Raw genomic sequence first — 14,528 nt, 5'->3', positions numbered from 1 at the left:
ATTATGACTAAAGATGTAGTTCTTTCTGCAAAAAATATTAGTATTGAATTTAAAGTTCGTGACAGAACTTTAAAAGCCATCAGGGACATTTCGGTAGATCTTCATGATGGTGAAACACTGGCACTAGTTGGAGAATCAGGTAGTGGTAAAAGTGTATTTACAAAAGTTTTTACAGGCATGTTAGAAAGTAATGGACAAATAAGTGAAGGTCAAGCTATTTATAATGGGCAAGACTTGACACAAATAAAAAATAATAAGGACTGGGAAAAAATCCGTGGAGGTCAAATTTCTACCGTCTTTCAAGATCCTATGACAAGTCTTAACCCTATTAAAACGATTGGTAGCCAAATAAGTGAAGTTATTATTAAGCATAGAGGTGAATCAAAAGAAGAAGCTCGTAAAATTGCAATTGATTTAATGGATCGAGTAGGGATTCCTGATGCTGAAAAAAGATATGATGAATACCCTTTTCAATACTCGGGTGGTATGCGTCAGCGTATAGTTATTGCAATAGCTCTTGCAAGTAAACCTAAAATTTTGATTTGTGATGAGCCGACAACTGCACTTGATGTAACAATTCAAGCACAGATTATTGATTTGTTAAAAGAACTTAAAGAAGAGTACGGTTTTTCTATGATTTTTATTACTCATGATTTGGGTGTAGTCGCAAGTATAGCTGATAAAGTAGCTGTTATGTATTCTGGTGAAATTATTGAATATGGAACTGTCGAAGATATATTTTATGATAGTTGTCATCCATATACTTGGGCGCTTCTATCTAGTTTACCTCAATTAGCTACTTCAAAGGATTTATATTCTATTAAAGGGACACCACCATCACTATATAATGAAATTAAAGGTGATGCTTTTGCTCCTCGTAACCCACAACCAATGGCTATTGATTTTGAGCAAGCCCCTCCAAAATTCGATGTAAGTGATACTCATTGGGCTAAGACGTGGCTACTTGATCCAAGAGCACCTAAGTTGGATAAACCAAAAACAATACAAAATTTACACGAAAAAATGAAAAATATTTATAAGAAGGAGACAATTTAATGGCTGATAAGTTATTAGAAATAAAAGATTTATCTATCTCTTTCGGTGAAGGTAAAAATAAAAATGTCGCAGTAAAAAATGCAAATTTTGATATCTATGAAGGCGAAACTTTTGGTCTTGTTGGAGAGTCTGGTAGTGGTAAGACAACAATTGGACGAGCAATCTTAGGCCTTAATAATGTAGAATCTGGTAAAATTTTGTTTGAAGGTAATCAAATTAATAAAAAACTTTCAAAACAAGAAGAAGAAAATGTAATTAGAAATATTCAAATGATTTTTCAAGATCCAGCGGCAAGCTTAAATGAGCGTGCTACGGTTGATTACATTGTTTCTGAAGGTATCAAAAATTTTCATTTATATAAAGATGAAGCTGAACGTGAAGAAAAAGTAAGAGATATGATTAAAGAAGTAGGTTTACTTCCAGAACACTTGTCTCGGTATCCACATGAATTTTCAGGTGGACAAAGACAGCGTATTGGTATAGCACGTGCTCTAATCATGGAACCAAAATTAGTAGTAGCAGATGAACCGATTTCAGCTCTTGATGTATCGATTCGTGCACAGGTTCTTAACTTAATGAAGAAAATACAAAAAGAAAAGAATCTTACTTATCTTATGATTGCTCATGATTTGAGTGTTGTACGTTTTATAGCTGATAGAGTCGCAGTTATTCATCACGGTGTAATAGTTGAAATGGCTGAAACAGAAGAGCTATTTAATAACCCATTACATCCTTATACTAAGAGTCTTCTTTCCGCAGTTCCTATACCAGATCCACAAATGGAAAGATCGAAAAAACTAATTACATATGATCAAAATCATGATTATGAGAATGATAAACCTTCATTCCGCGAAATTACACCTGGTCATTTTGTATGGTGTAATGATACTGAAGAATCAAATCTTAAAAAATAATATAAAAATTTAGTTGACTATATCTTATTATATTATTAAAGAATTCTCTTAGTATTATTAAGCGATGATTAAAAATAACTATTGTTTAATTTATATAATACGGCTCTTTGTCAACTGTTATGGGTGTAAAAAGATATCTGCTTAGTTAATTAGAGTTTAAAGTAGCACGAGTATCGTGCTACTTTTTTTGTTTACTACTACGTAGTAAACAAAAAAACCACCTGCTATGTGGGTGGAAATAAAGGCTTTTAGCCATTCAAAAAAACTACTATAATAAAGTTGTTCTGGCTAATTATAGAAAGGAATAAGAATGGCAAAAACCAATTATAGTTTATCACATACGAAATGGATGTGTAAATATCATATAGTGTTTACACCTAAATATCGAAGAAAATCAATATATAATAAGGACTTACTATTGAATCTCATATTCTAGGTACAGTTTTTATAATTTTTCTAAACTTCATAAGCATTATAAAATCTATCAAGATATTTTGGTTGCTATAAAGAGACGTGATGTAGATCTTTGGAAGACGATAATATCGGAACAGATAAATGATATTGATCCAAGATTTAGAACTGTAATTAGGACTTTTAGAAGATTTAACGATGATATTCAAAATTAAATAATGCTTCCTTACAGCAATAGTATAGTTGATTAAATAGAAATAAGATAAGGCAACGGATTGATGATAGAACTAACGTTCATCGAGATGAATCAACGATGTATTAATCTATTTTTAAGTGACTATAGAATTAAAAGCATGGAAAAAATGTTAAAATATTGGACTGAGATTAATGTAGCGCCTTTAAAATTGTGGATCTATAAAAAAACGTGTGGAATTGTAATAAATCCACATGATTTTTTGAAAAAAATAACAACTACTTTAAAATGATAAGCGTCAAAACCAACAAGTTAAAGGAGTTGTTACATGGATATGTTTATACGAGAATTATTAGATTTACAAGATGAATTTTTAAAATTCAATGATAACTGGTTGTCCTATGAAAATGATAAGTATGGGGCTAAATGTAATGTAGTCACTGGAAGCTACCAACTAGTTCCCTCTCATTGTAAAAATTGTGGTGTAGAATGGTTAGATTCATCTGATTTTTATGCTCACAGGAATACTCCAAATAAAAGAAAAATTCAATTAACTGAGATTAATGGTTTGAAAATAGTACTTAAATTATCAATACCTCGTTTTATGTGCCGCCATTGCTTGTCAACTTCTTCTTCTCAACTACCTAGTAAATTTTTACTACTTGGACAAAGTATATCTCGTAAACTATATTACCAAGTATTGTTTGATCTTAAGAAGAAAATAACGATGAAAGACATAGCCAAGATTAGAAATATGGGTTATAGTATTGTTTATGGTATTCTTGATAAAATTGCTAAATAATTCAAACGTAGAGCCCTTCCTCCTCTTACACAAGTTTTAGTAATTGAATGAATTTAAAGCAACTAATTATTGTAATTCCTATATGGCTTTCATAGCTATGGATGGAGTTACTCATCAACTACATAACTTGATTGATGATAGAAGGATTTATTCCTTAACTAATCACTTCCTTCAATATCCTCATAGTGAAAAAATCAAGGTTAAGTATTTGGTTATGGATATGAATGCTAGCTATGAAAGATTAATTAAAGTTGCATTTCCAAATGCTAAAATTATTACGGATCGTTTTCACGTCGTGCAACAGATTACACGTGCTTTTAATGTACTTAGAGTCAAAGGAATGAATAAGTTTAACCGAAATAATGACATTGAGAAGAATCACTATAAAAGGCTTAAGTGGTTTTGGAAACTTTTACTTAAAGATTATGATGATTTATCTAACGATGTTTTTTATTCTAAGATTAGGACATCTTCCGCATGTGTTGAAGGTACTAATAATAAAATTAAAATGATTAAAAGAACTGTATTTGGATACAGACGTAATTTACACCTATTTGCTAGAGTTATGCTTTGCCAAGAAATTAATATCAACTAAAAAGAGCAAGGGAATTTAAGTTCTTACTCTTAAAAATTAATGTAGTTGGAATAGTCTCCACACAATTTGACAAAGAACCAAAATTGTAAACAAAAAAATAGCACGAATTACCGTACTATCTAAAGTATAATTTACTGAGTATATATTTTATGAACCCATAGATTGATCAAGAGTATTTAGTGATTTTTAATAATTTACGGGAACGCTTCTTATATATACATATCCTGAATAAACTACCATTTGTGCTTTAACGTTAGGATGTTCACGCATATCTTTCCGCTGTGTCATCCTTAAGGTTCCCCTATAAGTCCCATCGTTATAGAAGTAATTTTGAGGTGGGGCATATGTAGTTGGAGAAAAGTATACTGTGTAGTTTATATACTTTGAAGATGCAAGCGGAGAAATTATATTATATGATTTTTGATTTTCAATATTGTTTGTGGGACTAGCTTCATTTGCGTTTACAAATGGAACTGAAATAGAAGAAGAAATAGAAATTAATAATAAAATTATATTTTTTTCATAAAGTAGATTCCTTTCAAATTAATAATAAATTTTAATAAGGCAACGGTAATAGTAAATCAATACGATAAACATACCCAGCATATACAGTATTATTACCAGCCACTCCATTAACTTTGTGTCTTATACTCTTCGCTAGATATCCTCTATAACTTGTGCCATACCAATTAACTTGATAAAAAATGAATTCAGGACCGTTCGATCCTCTATTAGATACATTATCAAAATAGATTGATGATGGCGCCATGGCGAGGGGAGTACTTAAATTCATTTTGTGAGTTACTTGGTCAGCATTTGCAGTTGAAGTATACGAGAATACTGAAAATAAGACTGCTAATAAAACAAGAGACATTTTTTTCATACACAATCCTCTTTCTAAATGAAAACGTACAAGTGTAGTGATGACGTAAACAATAGTATGCAAATTATATTAATATTCAATTATTATAATTTAATACAATATAATTCTGAAAATTTCAAAATAAATTAATTAATATAGTGTTGAATTGCAAACGATTGCGTGATAAAATGAATACGATTACAGTGTGATGAAATGAAATAAAAATATAGATATTGTAAGGAGAAAATATGGAAGAAAAATGGTGGCATAAGGCTACAGTTTATCAAATTTATCCTAGAAGTTTTCAAGATTCTGATGGTGATGGTGTAGGAGATTTACAAGGAATAATTAGTAGATTAGATTACCTTGAAAATTTGGGTATCTCAGCAATTTGGCTTAGTCCGGTGTATAAAAGTCCAAATGACGATAACGGCTACGATATCAGCGATTATGAAGACATAATGACTGAATTTGGCACCATGGATGATATGGATCAGTTGATTGATGAAGCAGATAAACGTGGAATTAAAATCGTCATGGACTTAGTTGTCAATCATACATCTGATGAACATAGATGGTTTATTGAAGCTAAAAAATCTATTCACAATCCATATCATGATTTTTACGTTTGGCGTGATCAAGCAACTGATGTGAGATCTAACTTTGGTGGATCTGCTTGGGAGTACGATGAAAATATAGGAAAATATTATTTGCATCTCTTCTCTAAAAAACAACCTGATTTGAATTGGGAAAATCCTCGTGTTCATGAAAAAGTTTACGATATGATGAATTTCTGGATTGAAAAAGGTGTTGGTGGTTTCCGTATGGATGTTATTGACTTAATTGGTAAAAAACCAGATCAAGATATATTCGAAAATGGTCCAAAATTGCATGATTACCTACAAGAAATGAATCGTTCTACTTTCGGAAAACATGATTTACTTACTGTAGGGGAAACATGGGGTGCAAATCCTGAAAATGCAAAATTATACAGTGGAGTAGAACGCGGCGAATTATCAATGGTTTTCCAATTTGAACATATTTTACTTGATTACCAAGAAGGCAAAGAAAAATGGGATACTAAAAAATTAAATATCTCTGATTTAAAAGAAGTATTTGCAAAATGGCAAGTTGAGCTCGGAGATGACGGCTGGAATTCTTTATTTTGGAATAATCATGATTTACCTAGAATTGTTAGTCGTTGGGGTAACGATGAAGAGTATCGTGTTAAGTCAGCAAAGGCTTTAGCAATTCTCCTACATCTTCTTAAGGGAACTCCTTATATTTATGAGGGTGAAGAGATTGGAATGACGAATTTCGATTTTCAAGATATAGAGCAAGTTAAGGATATTGAAAGTGTAAATATGTATAGTGAACGTCTTGAAAAAGGGTATGACAAAGAAGATATCATGAGCAGCATTAGAAAAATTGGTCGTGACAATGCTCGTACTCCTATGCAGTGGGACGATTCTAAAAACGCAGGTTTTACAACTGGAACTCCTTGGATAGAAGTAAATAGAAATTATAAGGAAATTAATGTTAAAAATGCTCTTGAAGACAGTAATTCTATCTTTTATACATACAAAAAACTGATAGAACTTCGTAAAAATAATCCATGGATTATATATGGAGCATTTGAATTAGTTGAAACAGATGAAAATGTCTTTTCTTACCTCAGAAAGTATAATGGTCATGTATATTTAGTGGTTGTTAATTTCTCTGATGACAAGCAAATATTTGAAAGCGACAAGGTTATTGTCCAAAGAATTATCGATAATGGAATTGTTGTTGAAGATTTGAAACACCTCGAGTTAGAACCTTGGGATGCTTTTGCAGTGGAGGTATCTGAGTGAAAGAATATGAAAAAATGATATCTGGAAAGCTTTATGACGCAGGTAAGATTGAACCTGAATATGCATCGAGACCAGGGCGTGCTCTTGCACAAAAAATTGGACAGGTTTCTCTGTTGGAACGTGATACGATTGTAAGTATGGAGAAAGAGCTCTTTGGCTCAACTGGAGAAAGTATTTATGTCAATCCACCCCTATATGTTGACTATGGATTTAATACACATATTGGGGAAAATTTTTATGCAAATATGGATTGTATTTTTTTGGATGTAGCACCAATAAGAATTGGGAATAATGTAATGTTTGGCCCACGTGTAAGCTTAGTTACTGCTACTCACCCACTTGACGAGGGCGTACGTAATCGCGGATTAGAACTAGGTTATTCAATTGAAATAGGCGATGGTGCTTGGCTCGGGGCAAATGTTACTGTTAATCCTGGTGTGAAAATTGGTAGAAATTCAATAATTGGATCTGGTAGTGTGGTAGTAAAAGATATACCAGATAATGTTATTGCCGTAGGTAACCCTGCGCGTATTTTGCGTGAGTTAAATGAAGAAGATAAAAAGTTTTGGGAAGCTGAGGAGAGAAGGTATTATGAAGACAAGGGATGAAAAGTTTAAATCATTAGTAGGATATCAAATTTATCCTAAATCATTTAAGGATACCGATGGTAATGGAGTTGGAGATATTAATGGTATTATAGAAAAGCTTCCGTATCTAAATGATTTGGGGATTGATTTTATTTGGTTAAACCCTGTTTATCAGAGTCCGCAAGTTGATGGGGGATATGATATTTCAGACTTTTATGCTATTGATGAGATGTTTGGTAGTCTTGATGATTTGAAAAAATTAATCGAAAAGGCTCATGAGTACAATATTAAATTAATTATGGATCTAGTTGTTAACCATACGTCTGATAAACATCCTTGGTTTATTGAGAGTAAAAAATCAAAAGATAATCTGTATCATGATTATTATCACTGGGTAGATGCATCTTCTGAAAAAATGCCTAATAATTGGCAATCATTTTTTGGAGGTAGTGCGTGGACTTATGATGAAAATCTTGAGCAAGCTTACTTCCATTGCTTTGCTAAAGAACAGCCAGACTTAAACTGGAAAAATCCTAAAATGCGTGAAGATATCTACAAGATGATTCGTTGGTGGCTTGATTTAGGAATTGATGGATTTAGATTAGATGCTATTAGCCATATTCAAAAAGAAAATTGGGATTTTGAAATTAAAAGTCCGAATGGAAATGATCCATGGGAACCATTTATGAATGTGTCTGGTATTGAGGAATATATGTCTGATATCAAGACAATTTTTGATGAATATGGAGCTCTTACAGTAGGAGAGGCCAGTGGAGTTCAGAGCTATCAAGGTCCGGATTGGACTAATGAAAATGGATATATAAACATGATTTTTGAATTGGAACATAACTGTAAAATACCAGATGATCCAAATAATAAAATTGATATTAAAGGCTACAAGGATACGATTATCCGTTGGCAGACAGATATGCTTGAAAGTGGTTGGAATGCTCTTTACATTGAAAATCATGATAATCCAAGGTCAATTGATACTTTTGGTGATGGAACAATTGATTCAGCAAAAGCTTTAGCAGTTCAGTACATGCTTTTAAGAGGAACTCCTTTCATTTATCAAGGACAAGAAATTGGTATTGGGAATTTTCCATTTACAGATATAAATCAGATTGACGTACCAGATACACATCATTTTTACAATAAGTTAATTGAAGCAGGAGATACTCCTGAAGAAGCTATTAAAAAAGCCGGTTTAACAAGTCGTGATAATTCAAGAACCCCTATGCAGTGGAATGATGAAAAAGAGGCAGGCTTTACTGAAGGAAAACCATGGCTTGCTGTTAATCCAAGCTACCTTGAACGTAATACGGAAGCAATGCTGGCTGATCCAGCATCCCTTACAAATCTCTATAAAAAATTGATAGATTTACGTCATAACAATGAAGTAATTATAAACGGAGATGTTAAGTTCTTAAATGAAAAAGACGAGAATACAATTGTTTATCGTCGTAAACTAGGAGATGATAAATTACTAGTGATTGCGAATTTATCTCCTGAAAAGCAAGAGCTTGCATTGGAAAAAAACTTTAAAGAATGTAAGGAATTAGATCTTGGACAAAAAAAACAAAGAAAACTTACTGAGAAAATGATTTTAGATCCGTGGGAATATCGCGTTTATATAAATGAAAACTAGAATTTATTGAAAGCTATAACAAAGCATATGATTCGAATGCTTTGTTTTTTTATAAACATTTTATTTCATAAAGATACTAAAATTGTTTTCAAACGCACTTGACAATGCAAACGATTGCGTGGTAGAATGTATTTGAAAACGATAACAATAAGAGTATAGGAGAAATCATGAAGAAAATTAAACGCATTATGGAAGTGAGCCCATGGCATCTGACTTCTAAAAAAATTGAAAAAGAAGATCGTAGATTACAAGAGAGTCTAACTTCTATCGGTAATGGTTACATGGGTATGCGTGGAAACTTTGCAGAAACATATTCTGGTGATATGCATCAAGGTACTTACATTGCAGGCGTTTGGTTCCCTGACAAAACTCGCGTTGGTTGGTGGAAAAATGGTTATCCTGAATACTTTGGTAAAGCAATTAATGCTTTAAATTTCGGTAAAATTAAACTTTATATTGATGGAAAAGAAGTAGACTTATATACAGCTGAAATTACAGATTTTACACTTGATCTCGATATGCAAAAAGGTATTTTATCTTACGGATATACAACTAGTGGAGTTAAGGTATCAGCAGAACGTTTCCTTTCACTTGAAGTAAAAGAATTTGCAAGCTATGCTTTTTCATTTGAAAATGTAGATGGCAAAGATCATGATGTTAAAATTGAAAGTATTATTGATGCTGATGTTCATAATGAAGATTCTAACTATGAAGAAAATTTCTGGAATATTCTAGGAACTGAAAATACAGAAGAAGTTTCTTGGGTAGCGACTGAAACAAAAGAAAACCCATTTGATGTTGAACAGTTTACAGTTCTAGCAAGCCAACATCATGTTGGAGATTTTGAAAAATCAGGTCATTCTAAAGATGAAACTTCTGTTACTGACATTTTTGAAACAGTCATAGTACCTGATCAAACTAAATATTTTGAAAAACGTGTAATTGTTACAACTAGCCGTGACTATGCAACACTTGATGAAAATCATGCTGCAAATAAAGAGATAGCTAAGAGTATTGCAACAAAAAATTACGCTGATTTATATAAAGGGCAAGTAACTGAATGGGCAAAACGTTGGGATCTTGCAGATGTTGTAATTTCTGGTAATGATGAAGCTCAACAAGGTATTCGTTTTAACTTATTCCAACTTTTCTCAACATATTACGGTGAAGATGACCGTCTAAATATTGGACCTAAAGGATTTACTGGAGAAAAATATGGAGGTGCTACATATTGGGATACAGAAGCATATGCAATTCCACTTTACTTAGCATTAACTGATGAGAGTGTTAGTTTAAATCTTCTTAAATACCGTCGTCGTCAACTTGAGGAAGCTAAACATAATGCACGCCAACAAGGACTTAAAGGTGCTCTTTATCCAATGGTAACCTTCAATGGTATTGAATGCCACAATGAGTGGGAAATCACTTTTGAAGAAATCCATAGAAATGGATCAATGGCCTATGCAATTTATAATTATACTAACTATACAGGTAATGAAGATTATCTTGCTCATGAAGGACTTGAAGTTTTAGTAGAAATTGCTCGATTCTGGGCTGATCGTGTTCATTATTCTAAACGCAATGAGAAATACATGATTCATGGTGTAACTGGACCAAATGAATATGAAAATAATATCAATAATAACTGGTATACAAATAAATTAGCTGCCTGGGTTCTTGAGTACACGGCAGAAAGCCTAGCTAAATACCCACGACCAGATCTTGAAGTGAGCCAAGAAGAACTTGCTAAATGGTCTGATATTGTAGAAAATATGTACTACCCATATGATGCGGAGCTTGATGTATTTGTTCAACATGATGGATTCTTAGATAAAGATATTCGTCCAGTTTCAGCACTTGATAAATCTGATCTTCCACTTAACCAAAACTGGTCATGGGATAAGATTCTTCGTAGTCCATTCATCAAGCAAGCTGATGTTCTTCAAGGAATTTACTTCTTTGGTAATCAATATTCAATTGATCAAAAACAAAAGAACTTTGATTTCTATGAACCAATGACTGTTCATGAAAGTTCGCTAAGTCCTTCAATTCACTCAATTCTTGCCGCTGAATTAGGAATGGATGAAAAAGCGGTTGAAATGTACCAAAGAACTGCTCGTCTCGACCTTGATAACTACAATAATGATACTGAAGATGGCCTACATATTACTTCAATGACAGGTTCTTGGCTAGCAATTGTTCAAGGATTTGCTCAAATGAAGACTTGGGATGGAAAACTTTCATTTGCACCATTCTTACCAAACGACTGGTCAGGTTATGCTTTCCATATCACTTACCGTGGACGCTTAATTAAAGTTGATGTAGCTGAAAATGTAAGTCTATCACTTCTTGAAGGTGATCCAATTGATCTTGAAGTATATGGCGAAAAAGTAAATTTGGTTGATGAATACACAACTAAATTAAAATAGAAATATTGGTGGACAATTATTTGTAAGAGATATTTTATAAATGCTCTGATTAGATTTGTTCACCTTTTTTAAAAATAATATTTAAAGAATAAGAAATAATGAAGATTAAGGAGATAAGATGTTTAAAGCAGTTTTATTTGATTTAGATGGAGTAATCACAGATACAGCCGAGTACCATTACTTAGCGTGGAAAGAATTAGCAGATCAATTGGGAATTGAAATTGATCGTGAATTTAACGAACAATTAAAAGGTGTGTCAAGAGAGGATTCATTGACAAGAATTCTTGAAAAAGATGGACGTGAGAACGACTTTACAGCAGAAGAATTTGCAAATCTAGCTAGACAAAAAAACGATAATTATGTTAAAATGATTGACAAAGTTAGTCCAAAAGACGTATATCCAGGAATTTTAGAACTTTTAAAAGATTTAAAAAATAACGATTTTAAAATTGCTTTGGCATCTGCTAGTAAAAATGGTCCATTTTTACTGGAAAAAATGGATCTTCTTGACTATTTTGATGCAATTGCTGACCCTGCAAAAGTTGCTCAATCTAAACCAGCTCCTGATATCTTTTTAGCAGCGGCTGATGGTGTTGATGTAGCTATTGAAGATGCAATTGGTATTGAAGATGCGCAGGCAGGAATTGAGGCTATTAAATCTTCTGGAGCCTATCCTATCGGAGTGGGTAGTCCAGAAAATTTAGGATTTGATATTAGTATTGTTCCTGATACAAGTAAATTAACATTAGATTTCTTGAAAGATACTTGGAATAACAAATAAGTGGAAGTGAGCGATTATTCGCTCTTTTAGGTAAAATGTATGGCAGTTACGATCAAAGATGTTGCGGCATTTGCAGGAGTAAATCCTTCAACTGTTAGTAGGGTTATAAAAGATAGTCCATCAATTTCAGACAAGACTAAGATAAAAGTTCGCAAAGCAATGGAAACTTTGGGTTATACTCAAAATGCAGCAGCAAAAATTTTAGCAAGTGGAAAAAGTGGTGCTATTGGTGTTATATTCCCACCAATCGAAAATAAACAAAGTCGACCATTCTTCATGAAGATTCTATCTTCAATTAATGAAGAGGCTCGTAATAATGATATAACGGTAGCAATCGCAACCGGTCACAGTATCGAAGAATTAGAGAAACAAGTGAGACTTATGTACTCTGAAAAAAGAGTTGATGGTTTCATAGTCCTTTATGCTGGACAATCAGATCCAGTACGCCAATACTTAATTGATGAAAATATTCCCTTTGTTCTTGTAGGAACTCCCATTGAAATGCAAAATGAAATAACCTATGTAGATAATGATAATAAACTCCTAGGTAAGGAAGCAGTTACTTATCTTTCAGATAAAGGGCATAAACATATTTCCTTCGTTACTGATACTGAGGAAGGAGTTGTTTTTGAAGAACGTTATATGGGTTTTCATGAAGAGTTAGTGAAACGTGGCTTAGTAGGTAAGCTACTTCATTTCGATGAAAATAATTTTAAGGTTGATGGAGAAAGTGCAGTAATTGTTATGGACGATCCATTAGCATTGATGGTAATTCAAAATATCAATAAACAGGGTCTTAACGTACCTGAAGATATTAGTGTTCTTAGCTTTAATAACTCGGTTTTTGCAAGCCTTATCCACCCCTATATCACAAGTTTTGATATAAACGTTGCTCGTCTTGGAGAAGTTGCAGTAGAAAAACTATCAGAGTTAATAAATTCTGATGAAAAAAATAAAATTTTCAGCGAAAAAATAATTGTACCTTTCTACTTAAAAGAAAGAGAAAGTGTAAAATAAACTTGAGCTGACACCTTATAGTATATTTAGGAATAGTTCTTGAATTCTATAAGGTTTTTTGTTATCATTAAATTAATAATCGTCTTTTGGAAGAGTAATCTAGTGGAAAAATATCAGGGAATGTATGTCACCGACTGTAAGCATACTGTTTGGATGTTAGATGAAGTTCACCCAAGTTTATAAGACAGGGAGAATTCCCTTATCAAAAAAGAGTTGCGCTTTTTAGTGCATAAATTAGGATGGTACCACGGTCTTTCGTTCCTTGTATAAGGGATGAATAGACCGTTTTTTTATTTATATAAAGAGGAGAATCATGAATTTACAAGCAAAGATTGAAGAGTTGAGAGCAAGAACACTTGCTAGCCTTGATACTGTTAAAGATGACAAAGAATTAAATGACCTTCGAGTAGCCATACTCGGTAAAAAAGGTGAACTAACTGAAATCCTTAAAGGAATGAAGGACTTATCTGCTGAAGAACGTCCAAAAGTAGGAGCTTTAGCTAATGAATTTCGAGATAAGGTGACTGAGCTTTTAGAATTAAGAAAAGAAGCCTTGGAAAAAATTGCAATGCAAGTGGCTCTTGAGAAGGAAGAAATTGATGTAACCTTACCAGGTACTGAAATTAAACGTGGTACGCGTCATGTCTTAACTCAGACAACCGAAGAAATTGAAGATATTTTCTTAGGAATGGGTTATCAAGTTGTTGATGGATATGAAGTAGAAACTGATTATTATAACTTCGAACGTATGAATCTTCCAAAAGATCATCCGGCGCGTGATATGCAAGATACATTCTATATCACTCCTGAAATTTTATTACGTACTCATACTAGCCCAGTTCAAGCAAGAACTATGGATAAACATGATTTTACTAAAGGACCTCTTAAAATGATTAGTCCTGGACGTGTTTACCGTCGTGACACAGATGATGCGACTCACTCACACCAATTCCATCAAATTGAAGGACTTGTTGTTGATGAAAATATTTCAATGGGTGACTTGAAAGGTACTCTTGAAACTCTTATCAAGAAAATGTTTGGAGAAGATAGAAAAATTCGCCTTCGTCCAAGTTATTTCCCATTTACTGAACCATCTGTTGAGGTTGACGTATCATGCTTCAAATGTGGTGGTGTTGGATGTAATGTTTGTAAACAGACAGGTTGGATTGAAGTTCTAGGTGCCGGTATGGTTCACCCACGTGTACTTGAAATGAGTGGTATTGACTCTAATAAATATTCAGCATTTGCCTTTGGTCTTGGACAAGAAAGAATTGCAATGCTACGTTATGGAATCAATGATATCCGCGGTTTCTATCTAGGAGACCAACGTTTCACTGAACAATTCAAATAATAGTGAACATAATAATATCTACACTTAGA

Annotated in this window: 12 protein-coding genes and 1 pseudogene; 12 read left to right on the top strand and 1 reads right to left on the bottom strand. The window is 33.0% G+C overall.

The window, feature by feature from the left end:
• Positions 1-3 precede the first annotated feature (3 nt).
• The 5 genes and pseudogenes from BG262_RS02650 to BG262_RS02630 all read left to right on the top strand — a co-directional run bounded on the left by BG262_RS02650 (position 4) and on the right by BG262_RS02630 (position 3,971).
• Positions 4-1,056 (top strand): ABC transporter ATP-binding protein, encoded by a 1,053-nt coding sequence (locus tag BG262_RS02650; RefSeq protein ID WP_070787352.1) that lies wholly within the window; start codon positions 4-6, stop codon positions 1,054-1,056.
• A complete protein-coding gene (locus BG262_RS02645) occupies positions 1,056-1,970 on the top strand; it encodes an ATP-binding cassette domain-containing protein (RefSeq protein WP_070787351.1) in 915 nt (304 codons plus the stop codon). Before BG262_RS02650 ends, BG262_RS02645 begins: the two co-directional genes overlap by 1 nt.
• A gap of 310 nt (positions 1,971-2,280) precedes the next feature.
• Positions 2,281-2,379 (top strand): annotated as a pseudogene (locus BG262_RS10340) (IS200/IS605 family transposase); the annotation flags it as partial.
• Between the two features lie 523 nt (positions 2,380-2,902).
• On the top strand, positions 2,903-3,376 hold the full coding sequence (locus BG262_RS02635) for a transposase family protein (RefSeq protein ID WP_070787349.1): 474 nt from the start codon (positions 2,903-2,905) through the stop codon (positions 3,374-3,376).
• Between the two features lie 43 nt (positions 3,377-3,419).
• Entirely contained in the window at positions 3,420-3,971 is a 552-nt protein-coding gene (locus tag BG262_RS02630; RefSeq protein ID WP_143602635.1) for a transposase, read from the top strand.
• Between the two features lie 556 nt (positions 3,972-4,527).
• On the opposite strand, the gene BG262_RS02625 is transcribed toward BG262_RS02630, so the two are convergent.
• The gene (locus BG262_RS02625; RefSeq protein WP_070787347.1) at positions 4,528-4,854 is read right to left on the bottom strand and encodes a hypothetical protein; all 327 of its coding nucleotides are present in this window, start codon (positions 4,852-4,854) and stop codon (positions 4,528-4,530) included.
• 227 nt (positions 4,855-5,081) lie between these two features.
• Between BG262_RS02625 and BG262_RS02620 the strand changes: the two genes are divergently transcribed.
• The 7 genes from BG262_RS02620 to pheS all read left to right on the top strand — a co-directional run bounded on the left by BG262_RS02620 (position 5,082) and on the right by pheS (position 14,499).
• Entirely contained in the window at positions 5,082-6,686 is a 1,605-nt protein-coding gene (locus tag BG262_RS02620) for a glycoside hydrolase family 13 protein (RefSeq protein WP_070787346.1), read from the top strand.
• Positions 6,683-7,294 (top strand): sugar O-acetyltransferase, encoded by a 612-nt coding sequence (locus BG262_RS02615; protein WP_070787345.1) that lies wholly within the window; start codon positions 6,683-6,685, stop codon positions 7,292-7,294. Before BG262_RS02620 ends, BG262_RS02615 begins: the two co-directional genes overlap by 4 nt.
• Positions 7,278-8,921: a glycoside hydrolase family 13 protein gene (locus BG262_RS02610; protein ID WP_070787344.1), complete on the top strand. Its 1,644-nt coding sequence runs from the start codon at positions 7,278-7,280 to the stop codon at positions 8,919-8,921. Before BG262_RS02615 ends, BG262_RS02610 begins: the two co-directional genes overlap by 17 nt.
• 167 nt (positions 8,922-9,088) lie before the next feature.
• Complete coding sequence (locus BG262_RS02605; RefSeq protein WP_070787343.1) at positions 9,089-11,350, top strand: glycoside hydrolase family 65 protein; 2,262 nt, start codon at positions 9,089-9,091, stop codon at positions 11,348-11,350.
• A 118-nt stretch (positions 11,351-11,468) separates the two neighbouring features.
• Positions 11,469-12,131, top strand: a complete 663-nt coding sequence (pgmB, locus tag BG262_RS02600; RefSeq protein WP_070787342.1) for a beta-phosphoglucomutase — start codon at positions 11,469-11,471, stop codon at positions 12,129-12,131.
• A gap of 39 nt (positions 12,132-12,170) precedes the next feature.
• A complete protein-coding gene (locus tag BG262_RS02595) occupies positions 12,171-13,148 on the top strand; it encodes a LacI family DNA-binding transcriptional regulator (protein ID WP_070787341.1) in 978 nt (325 codons plus the stop codon).
• Between the two features lie 313 nt (positions 13,149-13,461).
• Positions 13,462-14,499 (top strand): phenylalanine--tRNA ligase subunit alpha, encoded by a 1,038-nt coding sequence (gene pheS / locus BG262_RS02590; RefSeq protein ID WP_070787340.1) that lies wholly within the window; start codon positions 13,462-13,464, stop codon positions 14,497-14,499.
• Positions 14,500-14,528: the final 29 nt, after the last annotated feature.

Source organism: Floricoccus penangensis (assembly GCF_001832885.1).
Lineage (GTDB): Bacteria > Bacillota > Bacilli > Lactobacillales > Streptococcaceae > Floricoccus > Floricoccus penangensis.
The sequence above is the reverse complement of the archived record's forward strand: the minus strand, read 5'-3'. Positions and strand labels throughout refer to the sequence as shown.